Source organism: Halorussus lipolyticus (genome assembly GCF_029338375.1).
Lineage (GTDB): Archaea > Halobacteriota > Halobacteria > Halobacteriales > Haladaptataceae > Halorussus > Halorussus lipolyticus.
In genome coordinates this window covers 890,657-908,974 of the sequence record NZ_CP119804.1, presented here as the reverse complement: position 1 = coordinate 908,974, position 18,318 = coordinate 890,657, and the positions used below count along the sequence as shown (strand labels likewise).

Below are 18,318 nucleotides of genomic sequence, written 5' to 3'. Positions count from 1 at the left end.
TTGGGGTCAGAAAAGCGAGACTGAATCCCCCGGCCATTCCGGGCGTGCGACTCGTCTCGTGTGAAATCCGTCCTTGGTCACTCCGTTCCCTGCGGACGCATCTTGAATCCGTACCTCGTCACGCCTTCCTGCGTGTAAATCCGCCGCATCGTCGTCTCTACGGCGTCACCGATTTCGACGCTCCCGGCCTCAGCGCCGACGACTTGCGCCGGGATGCTGGCCTCGCCGCCGTCCGGGCCTTCCAGAGCCACGACAGCAACGCCGAAATCGCCCGACTGGGCCTGCTGTTCGGCGAACTCTGGCGGGGCACCCCCCTGCGAGATGACCGTCGAGGCCTCGACGGTGCCCTCGCCGGTGAGTTCGACCGTCTCGTACTCATCGACCAGCGACTTGCAGGAGTTACACGCGCCCTCCGGCGGGAAGTTCAGACTCCCACAATCGGGACATTTCCCTGCCAGCAAGCGGTGGCGCTGGTCGAGGGTGCGCTTCCACGAGGGCACGCTGACGTAGGCCCCGCCGCCGTCCGGCGGGCCGGCGGTCAACTCGCCGCGCTTGCGGAGATATTCGGCGTAGCTGACCTCCTCGCCGTCGTCCAGCGCCAGTTCGGCCGCCACGTCGTCCCCACCGGTCTCGACCAGCAGGGCGTCAGCGCCCGCGCCGCTTCCGAACGACGCCGCCAGAACCGTCTCGGCACCCTGTGCGAGGCTCTTGGCAATCCCGAGCGGGACGCTCGCCGCACCGGTATCGCCCAAGTCGTGGACCGTCGCGCCGGCCTGAATCGTCTCGGTACCGACGCCGAGCGCGCCCCCAGCGCGGTAGGGCATCTTGCCGTTCGGGGCCTGCACCGCGGCGGCATCTATCTCGCTTCCGTCGAAATCAATCTGCTCGGCCGCTCCGGCCAGCGTCTCGGTGAACGCCTGTCGCTCGTATCCGGTCGCGCCGAGGCCCTCGACGGTCTCGGACCCCGAGCGCCGGAAGCGCGTGCCGGGGAACTCCTCGGCGTACTCGGCCCGCTCGCGCACCTCGGCATCGCCCGACTCCGAGAGGACGAACGCGGCCGCGCCCGCTCCGCCGGCGTGGTCCTCGGCGCTATCGGGTTCGCCGCGCGGGCAGTCGCTCGCCACGACCAAGCCCACTCCATCGTCCCACGGCCCGGCCGAGAGCGCGGCGTCGAGCGCCCGCGTTCCGGCCCGCGTGCTTCCGGTGACGACGTGTCGGGTCGCCGACTGTCCGACGCCGAGCATCCCACCGAGGCGGGCGCTCAGGTCCTCCTCGGCCAGCGGCGGCGTCGTAGAGGAGAATATTAAAGATGATACGTCCGCGCCCGCGAGGTCGGCGGCGTCGAGCGCCCGCCGGACAGCCTCGTAGGCCATCGTCAGGGCGTCCTCGTCGGCGTCGGGGACTGCCTTCGAGTTGACCCCGCCGGCGTGGAACTGGCCCCACGCCTGCTCGAACTCCTCGGCGGAGACCCGGAATCGGGGGGCGTAGGCTCCGACCGCCTCGATTTTGGGATTCATTTCGCCACCTCCCGTTCTTTCTCGAAGATGTGAACCACGGCCCCACCGCCGCTCCCGCCGACGTTGTGGGTCAGGCCGCGTGTCGCGCCCTCGACCTGCCGGTCCCCGGCGTCGCCGGAGAGTTGCTTGAAGGCCTCAGCGACCTGTCCCGCGCCGGTCGCGCCGATGGGGTGGCCCTTCGACTTGAGACCGCCCGAGGTGTTGACCGGCAGGTCGCCGTCGAGTTCGGTCGCGCCGGACTCGGCGAGTCGCCCGCCCTCGCCGGGTTCGCAGAAGCCCAAGTCCTCGTAGGCCAGAATCTCGGCGATGGAGAAACAGTCGTGGACCTCGGCGAAATCGAGGTCGTCGGGAGTGATTCCGGCGCGCTGATAGGCGGTTTCGCCGGCGCGCTGGGAGGCCTCGATGCCGGTGTAGCTATCGCGCTGGAACAGGCCCACCGCGTCGCTGGCCGCCCCGACCCCGGCGACTCGGATTGGGTCGTCGGTGTACTCGTCTACGACCTCCTCGCTGGCGATGACCGCGCAGGCCGCCCCGTCGCTGGTCGGACAGCAGTGGTAGAGCGTGAGGGGGTCGGCGACCGTCTGGGCGTTTTCGGCATCTTCGAGCGAACACTCGAAGCCGAGTTGAGCGTGGGGGTTTTTGGCACCGTTCCGGTGGTTCTTGACCGCGACGTGGGACATCTGTTCGGTCGTGGTGCCGTACTCGGCCATGTGGGCGTCGGCCATCTGTGCGTAGACCCCGGAGAAGGTGGTTCCAGAGAGGCGCTCCCACTCGGTTTCGCCCGAGACACCCAACCAGTATTTCGTGGCGTCGCCGGACATGTCGGTCATAATTTCGACTCCGCCGGCCAGCACCACGTCGGCCATGCCGGACTTGACGGCCTGTACCGCCTGCCGGACCGCGTACCCGGAGGCCGCGCAGGCGTTCTCGACTCGCGTGGTCGGGATGCCGTGGAGACCGACGTGTTCGGTGACGGCCGGTCCGGAGAGGCCCAACTGCCTGCCACCCACGCCGAGGGTGCCGACGACAGCCTCGTCTACGTCCTCGGGGTCGAGGCCCGCCGGGACCGAATCGCGGGCCTCCTCGAACGCGGTGCGGAACAGCGACCGGTAGCTTTCGTCGGGGAACGACCCGAAATCGGTCTGGGCCGCGCCGACGAGATAGGCGTCGCGCATGGGTGGAGTGAGTGGGTCTCGCAGGAAATAGTTGCCGTTGTGGGGAGACCGCACGGGGATTTCCGCCGACCAAAGGATTTAGACCCCTTCTTGCGAATTGTTACCTGACATGGCCTACAGCGACATCGAGACGGCCTCCCGAGACGAGATTCGGGACTTGCAGAACGAGCGCCTCGCCGAGACGGTCGAATACGCCTACGAGAACGTCGAGTTCTACCGCGAGGCCCTCGACGAGGAGGGCGTCTCGCCGGAGGACATCGAATCGGTCGAGGACGTATCGAAGCTTCCGTTCACGACCAAAGAGAACTTCCGCGACGAGTACCCTGACGGCCTGTTCGCGGTTGACCACTCGGAGGTCAGCCGGATTCACGCCTCGTCGGGCACTACCGGCAAGCCCAAAATCGTGAGTTACACCGACGAGGACTTGGGCGTCTGGCGCGAGGTCATGGCCCGGTCGCTGTATGCCGCCGGAGTCCGGCCCGAACACGTCGTCCAGAACGCCTACGGCTACGGTCTCTTTACCGGCGGTCTGGGCTTCCACGACGGCGTGGAAGAACTGGGTGCCTGCGTCATCCCGACCGGCGGGGGCAACACCGCGCGCCAGTTGGACATGTTGCAGGACTTGGAGAGCGACGTGCTGGCCTGCACGCCCTCCTACTGTCTCTATCTGGCAGAGGCCGCCGAGGAGCGCGGCATCGACCCCAAAAATCTCCCGCTCTCGACGGTCATTATCGGCGCGGAACCGTTCACCGACCCGATGCGCGACGAAATCGAGGAGGTCCTCGACGTGACCGCCGTGGACGTGTACGGTCTCTCGGAGATTATCGGGCCGGGGGTCTCCATCGAGTGCGAGGAGGTCCAGAACGGCCTCCACCTCTGGGAGGACCACTTCTACCCCGAAGTCGTGGACCCACAGACCGGCGAACCCCTGCCCGAGGGCGAGGAGGGCGAACTCGTCATCACCTCGCTCACCAAGCAGGCCCTCCCGGTCCTTCGATACCGGACCGGCGACATGACCTCGCTGACCTACGACGAGTGCGATTGCGGCCGAACCGTCGTCCGGATGGACAACGTGACCGGCCGGACCGACGACCTCATCATCGTCCGCGGGGTCAACGTCTACCCGAGCCAAATCGAGGAGGTCATGGTGGACATCGAACACGTCGCGCCCCACTACCGCATCGACCTCTACCGGAAGGGCAACCTCGACACGATGGAACTCACCGTGGAGTATGACGAGGACTACGAGGGCACCCACGACGAGTTGGAGCGCGACATCCGGGCCGAGTTGGAGGAGACCCTAGAGGTCAAGCCCGACGAAATCGAGGTGGTCGGTCCGGGCGTCGTGGACCGGACCGAAGTCGGGAAGGTCAAGCGCGTCTTCGACCACCGCGACGAGGAGTAGCGCCGGGAGTCGGGTCGCCGGCGCATCGGGACCCCTCTATCGCGCTCTCGGTCGAACGTCGTCCCCGGCGACCGGGTAGCATATCAATTCCTGTGTCTTTTTGAATCCCGAGTGTCATTCACCGGTATGAACCGCCGCCCGTTCCTCCACGCCGCGTTCGCCGGCGCGGCGGCCGCGGCGACCGGCGGCTATCTCGGCGTCCTCGGGGGTTCCGAGGAGGACCCCGACGAGTCGAACCGACGAGCGACGAGTCCGGCCGCGAGCGACCCCGAGGCGCTGTCGGTCCGCCGGGTCGAGACCTTCGACCACGTGGTCCGCCTCAACGCTCTCGGCGACGACCCGCGAGGCGGTATCTCGTCGGTTTCGGCCCTGAGCGACCGGGAGCGCGAGGTGGTCGCGGCCGCCCTCTCCGGGGGCTACGAGACCGACGACCCGCCGGAGTGGCTTGCCGAGTTCGCCAGCGGAACCCCGTTCGTGGAGCGGTCGGGCACCTACTACCGATTGGACGACACTTTCCCGACCTATCGCGTCACCGCCGAAGCAGTCCCGGCCGGTGAAGTCGAAGGCGACGTTGCGACCTACGACGAGTACGAACGCGCCGTCACCCGCGAGGAGTACGTGATGAGCGGCCTCCTCCGGGTCGCTCGCCGAGAGGCGGTCGAACTCGGCTACGTCTGGCCCTCGCTCCGCGGGTTCTTCGAGAACTACGCCGCCGCGCGGTACCACGGCGAGGTCGTGGCCTTCTCCGTCGCGGTCGAGGACGCGGGACCGCCCTTCCGACTCTCGGCGAGCGAGGTGCCGGTCTCGGAGGCCGCCGGCGGTCCGGTCTGGCGGGCCGACGCCGCGTCGGCGGCGGTCCGGGAAATCGTCCGCCGGGCGGGGCAGGCCCGCGGAGCCTACGGGTTCAATCGCGCGCCGCCGGGCCTCCTCGACGCGCTTCGGGAGCATCGGTACGTCCTCCTCGGTGGCACGTTCTACACCAGTTACGTCGAGTCCCGCGGGTCGCCCCGGATTTCGGTCTCGGCCGAGGTCCGGGACGGTCTCCTCCGCCTCGCGGCCCGCAACCGAGGCGATAGCGCGGTCCGACTGTCCAGCGGTGCGCCCCGGCCCTTCGGCGTCGTCCGGTGTCGGCCGAAGGGCGGGTCGGACGGCGACTCGGGTTCTCTGCTCTGGACCGACGCCTACGCCGAGAGCGACCACGTTCGGACCGAGGGCCGCGCGGTCGAACTGGCCAGCGACGTAGCGGTGGTCTCGACCCTCGCGCCCGCCGAGGAGGTCGCTGAGACCTACGCGGTCCCGGACCTGCCGGCGGGCGAGTACGTCGTGGCCGGGTCCCTCGGTGGGACCGAAACAGGGGACGACTCCGCGAACGACGACCGCGATTCGACGGTCCGGTACCGAGTCGCGTTCTCGGTCGGATAATGGGGCCGCCGCGCTCGGCCAGTGGGTTCCGATTCTCTCCGGGCGAGAATCTGCGAGTACGGTTATATTTCCGTCCGTCGTACTACGGGTATGGCAACCGAAACCCAATCCCGAAAAATCGACCGCAGACCGACGAGCCAGACGATTTTCGGCGCGCTCGTCGTCCTGCTCGGGGTGGTCCTCCTGCTGGACACGACCGGTCTCTTGGAGACCGATTACCTGCTGACCTACCTCCCGTCGCTGTTCCTCGTCGTGGCGCTCTACGCCGTCGTGGCGAGCGGGTTCCGGAACCTCGCGGGACCGCTGGTCATCGCCCTGCTGGCGGGCGGGAGCCAACTCGTCGCGCTCGGCGTGGTCCAGTTCGCCGACCTCGCGCCGCTCTGGCCGGTGTTCATCATCCTGTTCGGCCTCTCGGTGGTGCTGGCGCGCTACCGCGCTCGGGTCCACACGGTCCCCGACCAGTACGTCTCGGCGGTGGCGCTGTTCGGCGGGAGCGAGAAGCGCACGACCTCGAAATCGTTCGCGGGCGCGGACCTGACCGCCTTCTTCGGCGGCGCGGAACTCGACCTGCGGGACGCCGCGGTCGCTGACCCGCCAGCGCAGGTCTCGGCCACCGCGCTGTTCGGCGGCGTCGATGTCGTGGTTCCGCGCGACTGGAACGTCCGGGTGGACGTGTTGCCGGTCTTCGGTGCGGCCGAGGACGACCGGCCCCGCCGCGACGAGGAGGGCGACGAGGTTGACCTCGTGGTGACGGGGTTCGTCGCTTTCGGCGGCATCAGCGTGACGGACTGACCGGCGACCGATGGCCGGTCCCCGTTCGAAACAGTAATTGTCCGAGCGTCACACCCCGAATCCGTGAACCGGCGTCAGTTCCTCCGACTCGGTGGCGCGGCCGCCGCCTCGACCGGCGCGGCCGGGTGCGTCTCGGAGTTTACGGGCATCGAGGTCCACGAGTTCGAGGTCTGGAACGAGGACGAGGAGGGCCACGTCTTCGACGTGTCGGTCTCCGTCGTCGGCGAGGACGACGCCTACGAGCGGTCGGTCGAACTCGGCGGCGCGTCCGGTTCGACGTTCACTCGGGAGGTGTTGGCCGACGCGCCGGCCTCCTCGATTACGGCGGCCGAGGTGTCAGTCGGCGACCAGCGCGCCCGAGCGGACCTGACGACGTACGACGAGTCGCTCGCTACCGTGAGTCTGCGGCGTAGTCGGGAGGGCGAACTGGCGGTAGCGGTCTTCTTCTGAGTCCGGTGGGTCGGTTTTCGACCGCCGAGGAGATTTTCAATCGCAGGAGCGGCGCTCAGTCGCCGGGGAGGTACACTCGGCCGCGGAAGGCCGCAATCTCGTCTCCTCGCTCGTCGGTGACGGTGACGCGGTAGGAGGCGGTCCGGCCGCGCTGGTGGACGCGCTCTGCCTCGGCGGTCAGCGTCTCGCCGACTGAGACGGCCTCGAAGTAGGAGATGTTGGTCTCCAGCGCCAGCGCGGTATCGCCCTCGGCGTTCGAGGCGGCCGCGAACGCGGCGTCCGCCAGCGAGTAGATTGCTCCTCCGTGGGGCGTCCCGTGGAAGTTCAGCAGGTCGTCGGTGACGGTCAACTCGGTCGTCGCCGCGCCGGGGCCGAGACCATCGAGTTCGACGCCCAACTGCTCGCAGAAGGGGTCGGACTCGATGGTTTCGCGGCGGTCGTCGGGAATCTCGGTCATGGCGGCAGTTGGCGCGACGGCTACTTATATCTCCGAGCGTAGCAATATTTTCAATCCTTGGAGAATTGTATACGTTTATTTTGGCCCGGTCGAGGATTGTTTGACGAACCACCGCCGCGTCCGCGCCGGACCGTGGAGACGGCCGGACCTCGGAATCGGCCTCGCCGCGGGTTCCCTGTAGCGGGGTTCGTCGTTGGATTTGAATCATACTTATTATCTGACGGGTTGTCTCTGGGTCTCATGGTGGAACACACCGACTGGAAGTCGTGGGTGGCCGCGTTGGTCCTCGGGGGAATCGGTCTGGGCATCATCGCCGCGCCGTTCGTCTTGGAGTTGCACGCCCTCTGGGTCGGGTTCGCGCTGACCGTCGGTGCCCTGTTTCTGGCCGGGGCCATCGGCGTCGTCTCGCCGGTCATCGCCGGTGAGTTCCCGCCGCTCCGTCGCGGGGGATAGTTCGGGGGCGCTCCTCCGGGGTGAACCACTGGCTCTCGTCACCGGAGATACCATAGAATTTTATCGGCGACGAGCGAACCCCGGAATATGCCGTACAGCTACACGCCCCACCACTTCGAGGACTTCGAGGAGGGACAGACCTTCGAGAGCGTCGGTCGCACCGTCACCGAGTACGACTTCGTTCAGCACTCGGCGTTTGCGGGCGACTGGACCGAACTCCACACCAACAAGGAGTACGCCGAGGACGAGTACTTCGGCGAGCGCGTGGCCCACGGCCCGATGACGTTCGTACTGGCGACCGGATTCGTCTACCGCACCGGCATCTTGGAGCGCACCGTGCTGGCGTTCCTCGGGATGAACTACATGGACATCCCGAACCCGGTCCACATGGACGACACCGTTTCGCTCGACATGGAAGTCGTGGAGACCAAGGAGATTTCGAGTCGGGACGACTCCGGGATGGTCGTCATCGACACGGTGATGACGAATCAGGAGGATACCGTGGTGTTCGAAGGGGATATGAAGTTCCTGATTAAGAAGGAAGAGTAGAAAACACCCATAATACTTTTTCTATCGTATAAAGTTAATACCAACTTTCTACACCTATATTCGAATGCAAGCTTACTCTACGCTAGCAAACTATTTTATAATAACCGTATAAACCCTATCACTAATGCCCGAGGATTTCGAATCACGATTGGCAGAAGCATTTGATTGCCTTTCGACGTCCCGAATTACTGATGGCTATAGTGTTCGTTTGGGGATGGAAGGAAAGTTGACAAGTTTACTAAAGGAAATAGTCCGTGAAGACCTCGGATTTGACACCTATGAACACAAATTAACCGAACAGGCATTTGCAAACGAGATTCAATCTCAATTAATTTCGATATCGGAGAATATCGGTGAGGATGATGCCGACCGGGTTGAAGAATTCAAAAGTCAAAAAGGAGACTTCTTAAGCGACGTTCTTGGGTCGGAAAAAGATACATACACGGTTGCATTCCCTCTCAATATCCGTAAATCGGAAAGTTTGCCCGATTCATTCTCTGCTCCTGAAACTGAGTTCCAACGATTATCATATGAAGAGTGGGAAGAAGAGCACAAAGACCCCGCCTTAGAAGCCGATGAAACCACATTAGAACATTTCCTTGAGGAGTCGCCCAACAAACTTGATGCTAGAGATAGTCTTAGCCGTTTCTATACTTTCTGGGAAACAGAATACGAGGCACGTGATGCGGATTTCGCTTTATATATGGTTCAGGATATTGTCCGATTATTGATTGCAAAATTGAATTTTGTTATGAAGAAGTGGAGCATTGAATTACCTCAACCAAGTGGGAAGGGTAGCCGTCCGCCACGGGCTCAATGGTCTTGGCTTCAGGAGCCATTTTTGTTTTTACTATTCGATGAGGAAGGGTATGTCGATTACTGGCCGATGGACTACAATTACCGCCGAGGTCCAGTGACCACTCCAGACGATATTGACGACTGTATAAGTGAATTTGAACAACTCCCGGACCTTACTGCGGAGCGTCCAGCGTTGGAAGGCCTAAACGAAAGTCTAGTGAATGCACTGTTTGCTTATCAGGAAGGGATTACTGAATCTTCAACAACTCAATCTTTTTTCGGATTCTGGCGAGGAGTTGAAAATCTTTCACAAGTAGAGCGACAGCAGAAAAGTGAAATTATTGTGGAGAGAGCAGAGTTTGCATTCGAACATGTACGGGGAGAAAATCGTCGCCCGAGAATTGATGAGGCGATAGATGAACTTCAATCGAAACGGAATACATTAGCTCACGAGGGGCCAAATACTCACGTTTCACAGAATCATCAGGGAGCGGCGAAACTGCTCTTAGATTCACTCCTTGAGTTCTATTTTGAATATTACCCTGAGGATTTCTCGGAGGAAGAGTACCAATTTTTCCTCAAACAAGGGGCTTCGTCACCGGAAGACCGTGAACGAACATTTGAAATACTAAATAAGTTCGATTATGACTAGATAATTAACTATCCAAAAGTCAGGAGTCCTTGCAATCATTTTATTATGACAGAAAACCTAGCTACTGTATAAGCCTAGGGAGACTGCACAACACGCTATCGCAGACCTTGACCCTCCCCAGCCTCCTGCGTTACTCACTCTGCTTCGCTCCGTTGCGTAGCTCGTCTCTCGCGCACGCCGACATCATCCTGTTAATCTGACACTCAATACTGGAAAATCTCCCTTCGCACGATTTTTCACCACAGTCCCCGAACACCTTCCCATGCCAAAACTCGACGTAGTGAAAGACCACCCTGACGAGAACCCCATCATCGACACCCACTGCCACCAACCGACCGAGGAGTTCCTCCACGACGCCGGAGGTCTGATGATGGAGGACGCCGCCGAGAAGTTCGGGTCCTCCATCGAGACCGACACCTACGACTCGCTCATCGAGGAGTACCACGAGGTCGGCATTGGCAAGACGGTCCTCCTCGGGTGGGACGCCGAGACCAACACCGGCAACCCGCCGGTGCCCAACGACTACGTGGCCGAGGTCCGCGACGAGTACGACGACTTCTTCGTCGGGTTCGCCAGCGTGGACCCCCTCAAGGACGATTGCGTCGAGGAGGCCGAGCGCGCGGTCAAGGACCTCGGTCTCTCCGGGTTCAAGTTCCAGCAAATCGCGCAGGGCTTCGACCCGAGCGACCCCGAACACGAGGAGCTATTCGCCACCATCGAGGACCTCGGCGTGCCCGTGGTCTTCCACGGCGGGAACTCCACCCTCGGCGCTGGCGCGCCCGGCGGTCGGGGCCTCAAAATCAAGTACGGCAACCCGATGCTCATCGACGACGTGGCGGCAGAGCATCCCGACCTCCAGATTCTCATCGCCCACCCGGCCTTCCCGTGGGAGAAAGAGCAGTTGGCCATCTGTCAGCAGAAGGGCAACGTCTACATGGACCTCTCGGGGTGGATGCCCCGGTACATCGACGACCAAGTGCTTCACTACGCAAAGAGTCTCCTGAAGGATAAGGTGATGTTCGGCACCGACTATCCGATGATAGAACCCGGACCGTGGCTCGAACAGTTCGAGGAACTCGACTTCCCGGAGGAGGTCCAGCGCAAGATTCTCTGGGAGAACGCCGAGGAGTTCCTCGGACTGTAATCTGCCGACGGAACTGCAATCTCGTTTTCGCGCTTACTTCGCCCGAGGAGAGACACATTTCGCGCCGAACTCCTCGGTCACGAAAAGCGAGAGTCAGACGAAGCTACAGCGTCGGTTCAAGCCGTAATCGGTCCGTTGGTGATGGGTCCGTTGGTGATGGGACCGTTAGTGATGGGACCGGCCGCAGTCGGGCAGTTCGGACAGTCCTGCGTAATCGGGCCGGTCGCAGTCGGACAGTTCGGACAGTCCTGCGTAATCGGGCCGGTCGCAGTCGGACAGTTCGGACAGTCCTGCGTAATCGGGCCGGTCGCAGTCGGGCAGAGCGGACAGCCGTTCGTGCTGAGAGACGCCGTGATGGGCGACTGGGTAATCGGTCCCTCCGCAGTGATGGGACCGTCACCCGTAATCGGACCGGCGTCCGACGCTGGGTCTACCGATTCCAGACACGCCTCGTGCGGACTCCCACTACACTGGGTGCCGACCGCAGCGGCGGGTGAGGCCGCAAACGAGAACGCGACCAGCGCAAGCGATACAGCGATCAAGAGTTTGGATGTCGTTTTCATGGTTTTCTCCGTGCATTTCGGCCCGAAGCGCGAATCTCACGTGCCGCACGTTCGGACCGCCACGCCTGGGAACGACAGACGTGACATTAAATACCATACATCGAGAAATATTAAATTTTCTGGCCGATATATAAATAAAATGCTTCGAAAGGCATCATCTTCGTTACTAGTCGGCCGTGACGAGCGTCGTCTCGTCGCTCCTCGCGTGGCGAATCTCGACCTCGTGGCGCGTGTGACGGGCGTGGGTCTCGGCCCACCGAGTCACGGCGTCGCTGGCGAGACGCTCGGCCTCCTCGGGGCAGTTGCGACACGCCGCGCGCCACGTCCGGATTTCGTCGGGAAAGTGGCCCGTGTGGCGCTTGTGGTCGAGTGCGAACTGCTCGACCGCGTGGTTGCCCGCACCTAACTGGTCGAACTCGCGGGCGAGGTCCCACGTCTGGTCGCACCGCTGGCAGGTGACTGTCGGGGTCTCGTCCGGGTCGGAGTCGGCGGTCGAAAAATCGTCGTCGGTCGGAGAGTCGTCTGGGTCGGTCACGTCGGACCTAACAGACGCGGCTTTTTGACTCTACGCTTCGGCGCTGAGGGCCGGGTCGAAAACGACGGAACCCGGATTAGCTACAGAAATTCCACTGGTCGCCCAAGCAGGGGTTGTCGTCGAGCGGTTGGGTCTCCATCGATTGGGCGCAGAACTCGAACTGTCCGCCCATGCAGGGACTGTCCTCCAGCGGTTGCGTATCCATCGACTGTTCGCAGAATTGGAAGTGACCGCCAGTACAGGTGTCTTCGTCTCCGGCGGCCGCCGGCGATGCGACGAGGCCGAACACTGTGAGTGCAACTGCGGCGAGGAGCGCAAGTTTGAGTGTGCGTTTCATGTTTTGTGTCACCTTGTATCAAAGGACGAATCTACAGAAAGCACCCCCAAAGATAAAATTTATGGTTGCGAAATAAGAGATAAACTCGCGCTATTTGGACCGCGATTTTCCGACCGGGAGGCCGGGCGTCTCCGGCAGGGCGTCCCGAGCCGTCACGACCTCACTCGAAGTCAGGTTCACGGCCTTCGAGGAAGGCGGCGACGCCCTCCTCGTGTTCGGGGGTGTCGTAGGCTTGGGACTGGACCATGTTCTCGTAGTCTTGGGCCTCGCGCCACCCTCGACCCAGATTCTCGTGGATGGCGCGCTTGGCGAGACCGATGGTCTTGGTCGGGCGCTTGCGGAGCGTATCGAGCAGGTCCGAGACGGCGGCGTCGAGTTCGTCCTCCGGGTGGACCTCGTTCACGAGACCCATCTCGGCGGCTTCGCTCGCGCCGAAGAATTCTCCCGTAAAGGCGAGGCGCTTGGCGGTCCGAAGCCCCACGAGTCGCGGGAGGAGGAAGCTTCCGCCGGTATCCGGAATCAGGCCGACCCGGACGAACGCGCAACTGAACGTGGCCGACTCGGCGGCGTAGGCGAAGTCGCTGACCGCGGTGACCGCGAGGCCAGCGCCGACCGCATCGCCGTTGACTTTGGCGACGATTGGCACGTCGGCAGAGAGGGCCTCCTCCACCACTCTGCCGAACGTCTCGGTGACGCGCTCGTAGGCCTCCTCGGTGTTCTCCTCGCGCTCGGCCATCGACTGGATGTCCCCGCCCGCGCTGAAGGCGTCGCCCTCGCCCGTGAGGACGATTGCGTCGAGTTCTTCGGGATTCGCGTCGGCGAAGACCTCGGCCAGTTCCGCGGCGATTTCGGGCGTGAAAGCGTTCATGACTTCGGGGCGGTCGAACGTGACGGTGCGAACGCCGTCGTCGTCGGTGATTTCCATACGTCACGGTTTCGGGCTAGCGGAATAAGGCTATCTGACTGCCCGAGTCGCTCGCCGGACCGCTCTCTCGAAGAAGTATTTTTAAGCCGGTCGGCCGTGCAAATCGCCGATATGGACGTAGAGAACTTCTTCGAGGAGATGCCCTTCGCCGACCTGCTCGGCGTGGAAGTGACCGAAGTCGAGGAGGGCCACGCAGAGGGCGAACTACAGATGCGCGAGGAGTTATCGTGGAACGCCGACCACATGATGGCCCACGGCGGGGTCACATTCACGCTCGCCGACACGGTGGGCGGCGCGGCGCTGGTCTCGCTGGTGGACCAACCGGTCCCGACCATCGACATGCGAATCGACTACCTCGAGGCCGGGACCGGCGACCTCTACGCCGAGGCCGATGTCGTCCGGTGCGGAAGCGACGTGGGCGTCGTGGATGTAGAGGTCTACGCCGAAGACGACACGCAGGTCGCCGACGCGCGCGGTGTCTACAAGACGGGGTAGTTGCCTGCTTCTATTCGGCGTCGGTCGGCGGGGCTTCGTTCAGGTCGCCGATTCGTCGGTCGCCCACCGCCTTCGGTCGGTTGCCGCCGCCGCCGAAGCCGCCGAACTCGGTCGGGCACTCAGCGTGGGAGAACTCCAGCAGGGGGTCACTGACGCGAATCGTGCCGGTCCAGTAGCCGTCGTCGTTGGTGTGGCCGGTCTCGGCACAGCTCCGGGGCTTCCACGTCCACGACTGCCACTGTTCGTAGGCCGGGTCGTCGTGGTGGAGTTTGCCCCATATCTCGTAGGTTCCCCACGCGAAACCGTCGTCCAAGTGAATCGCGGTGCCGGTCGGGACCCGAAACCGTCCGCCCCGGACCCGACCGCCGTCGTGGTTCACCGCGAGCGAGACCACGCGCTCGGTGCTGGAGTGGTTGGCGAGAACCAGAAAGTCCCGGTCCGTGTCGTCCTTTCCGCGGTCGTTGCCGCCGAGACAGCCAGCAGAGCCGAGGAGCGCGAGGCCCACAGCGGAGCGGAGGAGCGTTCGTCGTGTCGGGGAGGGCATGTTTCGGAGGATTTCGGGCTAGCGGTATCTGCTTTTGGGTCCGAGGTCAGCACTCGTTTAGAGACAACTATACAATTTCTTTACCCATAGAAAGAAATATTTAAGTACAAAATATATTTCCAAGAGCTATCCGAACACCTGCGCGAACAGCGTCGCCTGCCCCCGATGCAGTCGCTCCAGAAACGCCGACTTGCTGATGGTTAACTCGTCTGCGACCTCCTCGGCCGTGACCTCGCGGGGGACCGCGAAGTAGCCCATCTCCAGCGCGGTCCGGAGCGCGACCTCTTGGGCGGGCGTCACGTCCCAGCGTTGGGCGACCGCCTCGTCGTCCTCGCTCCCGAGCGGAAACACCCGTTCCAGCGACACGCCGACGGTCTCCGCGGCCGCCGCCAGCACGCCCTGCAACACGTCGTGACCCACGACCGCTCCGGTGTAGCGTTCGACGCCCTTCCGGTACTGGAGCGTCTCGGCCATGAATCCGGCGTCGGTCAACTCGTGGACCGCGCAGGGGTGTTTCGACAGGCACCGGAAGTTGGTCCTGCTGTCGGTCCGGGAGACGTGGAGGTAGCGAATCCTGTCGTCGGCGTCGAGGAGTTCGGCGAGTTCGTCGGCCTTCTCGCCCGCGGAGAACCGGAGGAGCGCGTTGTCGTCGGAGCGCAGTTGCGGCGGCCGGGCGTCGATGGTGGTCCCGGTGTCGCGGGTGGCCTCGGCGAGCGGACAGTCGTCGCCCGTGACGCTGAACTCGACTACTAAGCACTCGTCTATCACGATTTACCTCCGAATTTCGAGTTCGTTGGTCCTCGTGGACCGCCACGACCGCTGTGAAGAAGGCTTAGAAAGCCCCCGCCGGGGCGCGGTCGCTCAGCGACATATCCGACGCGCGCAGACCTGCGCGCGTCGGATAGCGGCCGGCTGAGACGACCACGGCCTTCGGCCGCGCCCCGGCGGCCCCTTTCAGTCCACCCAAACTGGCGGTCGGTGCGCCGTCGCGTAACTGTTCGACGGTCGGAGTCGGTTTTCGGCGGACTGTCGGCCAGCGTTTCGGGTGGACAGTCAAAGTTGCTCACCCGAAGACGGTCGGCCGGGCGTCGGCGGGCGGATTTCGGCCCGTCGGTCATGCGTCAAACTTGTTCGGGATGGTATTTAAACCCCGTTCATGGACGGGGTAATCTGTATGTCGGTCGGGAACTAGGTATCGGTATATGGACATCGAACAGGTCAAAGAGCGCGCCGGACCGCGTGAATTCAGTCCGAAGGACGACCTTCCGGAGAAGTACCGGAAGGCCGCCACGCGGATGATTCAGTTCCACGCCAACAGCGAAATTATGGGGGCGTACCTCGAACGACCCTTCATCCGCGAGGCCCCGAGCCTCGACCGGAAATTGGCCTTCTCCGCGAAGACCCAAGACGAAATCGGCCACGGGCAACTGCTGTACCGTGCCGCCGAATCGCTCGGCATCAAGACCCGCGAACAGATGCTGGACGAACTCGCCGAGGGGAAGGGTAAGTTCCTCAACTGCTTCCACTACCCGATGGACTCGTGGGTCGAGACGCCCATGATTGCGTTCTTCGTGGACGGTGCGGCGATGCGCCGACAGGCCACGCTCAAGCAGTCCAGTTGGGAACCCTACGCCCACGCGATGGACAAGGTGTGTTTCGAGGAGGGCTTCCACGTCAAGCACGGCGAGGCCATCCTCTACGAACTCATGACAGGTTCCAAGAGCGAGCAGGAGCGCACCCAAGAGGCCTTCGAGAAGTGGTGGCCCCGAATCATCCAGTTCTTCGGCCCGACCGACGACAAGTCCACCCACCACGACTTCTCGGCCGACGTGGGTCTGAAGACGATGACCAACGACGAACTCCGCAACGCCTTCCTCAACGCCTACATCCCGAAGGCCAAGAAGTACGGCCTCGAAATCCCCGACACGCCGCGAATCCGCGAGAACGGCGACGGCACCTACGAAGTCGTGGAGGACGACCTCGACTGGGACGAGTTCTTCACCATCGCCAAGAACGACTACGAGGGGAGCCACGAGCAAATCGGCAAGCGGAGTCGCACCCAAGAGGCAGTCGAGTGGGTTCGCAACAGCATGGATGGCTGGGAAGCCAAGAGCGCGGGCCAGACCCCGCAGGCGGCCGATTAACCATGATTTGGGAAGTATTCCGACAGGAGCAGGCCGGGGAGTATCACACCCACTGCGGAAACGTCCACGCGCCGGACCGCGAGATGGCCCTGCTGTTCGCCGAGATTCAGCACGGGCGGCGCAAGCCGACCAACAGCCTCTGGGTCGCGCCCCAGCAGGAAATCGGCGAGGTCGACACCGAGGACGCCAAGTTCGGCGGCACGACCGACAAGTCCTACCGGTGGGCACAGACCTACAGCTTCGAGGCCGCGGCCGAGGAGGTCGCCGAGTCCGAGAGCGAACAGGTCAAAGCCGAGACCGAGCGCCAGCGAGGTGACGACTGATGGCGAGCGCAGAGCAGTTGGCCGGACCCGACGAACTCTCCGACGACGAGCAGGAAGCGGTCGAGACCCTGCTGTTCCGCCTCGCGGACGACGAGTTCGTGATTGCGGAGCGATACACCGAGTGGCAGGTTCGGGCACCGACGCTCGAATCCGACCTCGCGCTGGCCAACATCGCGCAGGACGAACTGGGTCACGCCCGCCTCTGGTACGACCTCTTGCAGGACTTCGGTCCCGACGAACCGGACCTTATCTGGGAGCGCCCGCCCGATGAGTGGCGTCACAGTACCCTCGTCGAACTCCCCTTCGAGGAGGGCGACTGGGCCGACCCCATCCTGCGGTCGTACCTCTACGACGTGGCCGAGGAGATTCGCCTCGAAGCCCTCGTGGATTCGTCCTACGCACGAATCCGGGACCGAGTGGGCAAGATTCAGGGTGAGGAAGACTACCACCGCGAACACGCCCAGAACTGGCTCGAACGACTCACCGACGACGACGAGGGCACGCGGCGCGTCCAGCAGGCGCTCGACCGACTCCTGCCCTACGCGCTGACTATCTTCGCGCCGACGGACGAGGACATCGAGGCCCGCATCGACGAGTTGGGCCTCCGGACCGAATCCCTCGCCGACATGCGCGAGGAGTGGCTGGACACCGTGGTCCCGTACCTCGAAGGGTTGGGTCTCTCGGTGGACGAGGCCGAACTGCCCGAGCAGTACGACACCCACCACGAGGGCCTCGAACTCCCCGACGAACTCGGCAGAGACCGGACCCACACCGACGACTGGGACGTCCTCTGGGACGAGTTCACCAACACGTACCGTGACCTCGGTCGGTCCGAGGCGACCCGCATCATGAAAGACCCCGACGAGGTGGAGTAACTGACCCTCATGTCGAGTGAACTGCCCTACGACCCCGAGATTCCGGACCTGCGTGAGAAGGACCCCGACGACCTCGACGCCGATGAGATTCCCGGAACTGGTGGTATTCCGGGCTTGGGCGACGACTGCGATGACCCCGCGCTCTGCGCGTACACCGAGTACGTCGAAGGCGAGGAGGTTGAGGACATGCCGGCGACCGGCGAGGGTGCGGAGGGCATCGAGGCCGACGTGTGGGAGGCTCTCTACGGCGTCGAGGACCCCGAGATGCCAGTCTCCATCGTGGACCTCGGTCTCATCTACAACGTCGAAGTGACCGAGCGAGTGGACAGCGAGGCTCCGGAGGAGTCTCGTAGAGGCGGTGAAACCGCCGGAAGCTACCACGCCGAGGTCCTGATGACGCTGACCTACTCGGGGTGTCCCGCCCGCGACATGCTCACCGACGAGGTGGAGCGCGAAGTGGCGGGCGTCGAGGGCATCGAGTCGGTGGACCTGCGACTCGTCTGGAGTCCCGAGTGGTCCATCGAGATGGTGACCGAACAGGGTAAAGAAGACCTGAACGACTTCGGACTGAGCGTCTAATCATGAACCGACGACCGGACCCGAGCGTCGAAACCTCTGGCGACGACAGCGGGGCCGAGTGCCCCTACTGCGGTTCGACCGAGACCGAGCGCGAGCATCCGAAGGGACCGTCGCTCTGTCGGTCGATGCACTACTGCAACGACTGCGAACAGCCCTTCGAGAAGTTCGAGTAGCCGGTCGTCCG

23 protein-coding genes are annotated in these 18,318 nt (G+C 63.4%); 14 read left to right on the top strand and 9 right to left on the bottom strand.

The features are described 5' to 3' along the window. Positions 1-77: 77 nt before the first annotated feature. Complete coding sequence (locus tag P2T57_RS04620) at positions 78-1,517, bottom strand: zinc ribbon domain-containing protein (protein WP_276301310.1); 1,440 nt, start codon at positions 1,515-1,517, stop codon at positions 78-80. Beyond that, the gene (locus tag P2T57_RS04615) at positions 1,514-2,692 is read right to left on the bottom strand and encodes a thiolase domain-containing protein (RefSeq protein ID WP_276301309.1); all 1,179 of its coding nucleotides are present in this window, start codon (positions 2,690-2,692) and stop codon (positions 1,514-1,516) included. Before P2T57_RS04615 ends, P2T57_RS04620 begins: the two co-directional genes overlap by 4 nt. A gap of 109 nt (positions 2,693-2,801) precedes the next feature. On the opposite strand from P2T57_RS04615, the gene paaK reads away from it, so the two are divergent. The 4 genes from paaK to P2T57_RS04595 all read left to right on the top strand — a co-directional run bounded on the left by paaK (position 2,802) and on the right by P2T57_RS04595 (position 6,761). Continuing rightward, positions 2,802-4,097 (top strand): phenylacetate--CoA ligase PaaK, encoded by a 1,296-nt coding sequence (gene paaK, locus P2T57_RS04610; protein ID WP_276301308.1) that lies wholly within the window; start codon positions 2,802-2,804, stop codon positions 4,095-4,097. A 126-nt stretch (positions 4,098-4,223) separates the two neighbouring features. Beyond that, positions 4,224-5,519 (top strand): DUF8130 domain-containing protein, encoded by a 1,296-nt coding sequence (locus tag P2T57_RS04605; RefSeq protein WP_276301307.1) that lies wholly within the window; start codon positions 4,224-4,226, stop codon positions 5,517-5,519. A gap of 90 nt (positions 5,520-5,609) precedes the next feature. Then, positions 5,610-6,311, top strand: coding sequence for a LiaF transmembrane domain-containing protein (locus P2T57_RS04600; protein ID WP_276301306.1), 702 nt, complete (start codon positions 5,610-5,612; stop codon positions 6,309-6,311). A gap of 63 nt (positions 6,312-6,374) precedes the next feature. Then, positions 6,375-6,761, top strand: coding sequence for a twin-arginine translocation signal domain-containing protein (locus tag P2T57_RS04595; protein ID WP_276301305.1), 387 nt, complete (start codon positions 6,375-6,377; stop codon positions 6,759-6,761). Positions 6,762-6,816: 55 nt separating this feature from the next. On the opposite strand, the gene paaI is transcribed toward P2T57_RS04595, so the two are convergent. Continuing rightward, on the bottom strand, positions 6,817-7,218 hold the full coding sequence (paaI, locus tag P2T57_RS04590) for a hydroxyphenylacetyl-CoA thioesterase PaaI (RefSeq protein ID WP_276301304.1): 402 nt from the start codon (positions 7,216-7,218) through the stop codon (positions 6,817-6,819). Between the two features lie 240 nt (positions 7,219-7,458). Here paaI and P2T57_RS04585 point away from each other — a divergent pair, with 240 nt between their 5' ends. The 4 genes from P2T57_RS04585 to P2T57_RS04570 all read left to right on the top strand — a co-directional run bounded on the left by P2T57_RS04585 (position 7,459) and on the right by P2T57_RS04570 (position 10,814). Beyond that, the gene (locus tag P2T57_RS04585; protein ID WP_276301303.1) at positions 7,459-7,671 is read left to right on the top strand and encodes a hypothetical protein; all 213 of its coding nucleotides are present in this window, start codon (positions 7,459-7,461) and stop codon (positions 7,669-7,671) included. An 87-nt stretch (positions 7,672-7,758) separates the two neighbouring features. After that, entirely contained in the window at positions 7,759-8,220 is a 462-nt protein-coding gene (locus P2T57_RS04580; protein WP_276301302.1) for a MaoC/PaaZ C-terminal domain-containing protein, read from the top strand. A gap of 124 nt (positions 8,221-8,344) precedes the next feature. Continuing rightward, entirely contained in the window at positions 8,345-9,670 is a 1,326-nt protein-coding gene (locus P2T57_RS04575; protein ID WP_276301301.1) for a hypothetical protein, read from the top strand. 262 nt (positions 9,671-9,932) lie between these two features. Next, a complete protein-coding gene (locus P2T57_RS04570; RefSeq protein ID WP_276301300.1) occupies positions 9,933-10,814 on the top strand; it encodes an amidohydrolase family protein in 882 nt (293 codons plus the stop codon). Between the two features lie 116 nt (positions 10,815-10,930). Here P2T57_RS04570 and P2T57_RS04565 read toward each other — a convergent pair whose 3' ends face one another. From P2T57_RS04565 to P2T57_RS04550, 4 genes are all read right to left on the bottom strand, one after another. After that, positions 10,931-11,377, bottom strand: a complete 447-nt coding sequence (locus P2T57_RS04565; protein ID WP_276301299.1) for a hypothetical protein — start codon at positions 11,375-11,377, stop codon at positions 10,931-10,933. Between the two features lie 166 nt (positions 11,378-11,543). Then, a complete protein-coding gene (locus tag P2T57_RS04560) occupies positions 11,544-11,912 on the bottom strand; it encodes a DUF8062 family protein (RefSeq protein ID WP_276301298.1) in 369 nt (122 codons plus the stop codon). Between the two features lie 76 nt (positions 11,913-11,988). Next, positions 11,989-12,249, bottom strand: a complete 261-nt coding sequence (locus P2T57_RS04555) for a hypothetical protein (RefSeq protein WP_276301296.1) — start codon at positions 12,247-12,249, stop codon at positions 11,989-11,991. Positions 12,250-12,409: 160 nt separating this feature from the next. Further along, positions 12,410-13,174, bottom strand: coding sequence for an enoyl-CoA hydratase/isomerase family protein (locus P2T57_RS04550; RefSeq protein WP_276301295.1), 765 nt, complete (start codon positions 13,172-13,174; stop codon positions 12,410-12,412). A 111-nt stretch (positions 13,175-13,285) separates the two neighbouring features. Here P2T57_RS04550 and P2T57_RS04545 point away from each other — a divergent pair, with 111 nt between their 5' ends. Then, positions 13,286-13,669, top strand: a complete 384-nt coding sequence (locus P2T57_RS04545; RefSeq protein WP_276301294.1) for a PaaI family thioesterase — start codon at positions 13,286-13,288, stop codon at positions 13,667-13,669. 10 nt (positions 13,670-13,679) lie between these two features. On the opposite strand, the gene P2T57_RS04540 is transcribed toward P2T57_RS04545, so the two are convergent. Continuing rightward, positions 13,680-14,213 (bottom strand): hypothetical protein, encoded by a 534-nt coding sequence (locus P2T57_RS04540; protein ID WP_276301293.1) that lies wholly within the window; start codon positions 14,211-14,213, stop codon positions 13,680-13,682. Between the two features lie 126 nt (positions 14,214-14,339). Then, positions 14,340-14,981 (bottom strand): helix-turn-helix domain-containing protein, encoded by a 642-nt coding sequence (locus P2T57_RS04535; protein ID WP_276301292.1) that lies wholly within the window; start codon positions 14,979-14,981, stop codon positions 14,340-14,342. Between the two features lie 434 nt (positions 14,982-15,415). On the opposite strand from P2T57_RS04535, the gene paaA reads away from it, so the two are divergent. From paaA to paaE, 5 genes are all read left to right on the top strand, one after another. After that, positions 15,416-16,357 (top strand): 1,2-phenylacetyl-CoA epoxidase subunit PaaA, encoded by a 942-nt coding sequence (gene paaA, locus P2T57_RS04530; protein ID WP_276301291.1) that lies wholly within the window; start codon positions 15,416-15,418, stop codon positions 16,355-16,357. A gap of 2 nt (positions 16,358-16,359) precedes the next feature. After that, a complete protein-coding gene (paaB, locus tag P2T57_RS04525) occupies positions 16,360-16,680 on the top strand; it encodes a 1,2-phenylacetyl-CoA epoxidase subunit PaaB (RefSeq protein ID WP_276301290.1) in 321 nt (106 codons plus the stop codon). Continuing rightward, complete coding sequence (gene paaC / locus P2T57_RS04520; RefSeq protein ID WP_276301288.1) at positions 16,680-17,555, top strand: 1,2-phenylacetyl-CoA epoxidase subunit PaaC; 876 nt, start codon at positions 16,680-16,682, stop codon at positions 17,553-17,555. Before paaB ends, paaC begins: the two co-directional genes overlap by 1 nt. Positions 17,556-17,741: 186 nt before the next feature. Beyond that, entirely contained in the window at positions 17,742-18,134 is a 393-nt protein-coding gene (locus P2T57_RS04515) for a metal-sulfur cluster assembly factor (RefSeq protein WP_420028526.1), read from the top strand. 2 nt (positions 18,135-18,136) lie between these two features. Beyond that, positions 18,137-18,307: a 1,2-phenylacetyl-CoA epoxidase subunit PaaE gene (gene paaE, locus P2T57_RS04510; RefSeq protein WP_168215919.1), complete on the top strand. Its 171-nt coding sequence runs from the start codon at positions 18,137-18,139 to the stop codon at positions 18,305-18,307. The last annotated feature ends 11 nt before the right edge of the window (positions 18,308-18,318 follow it).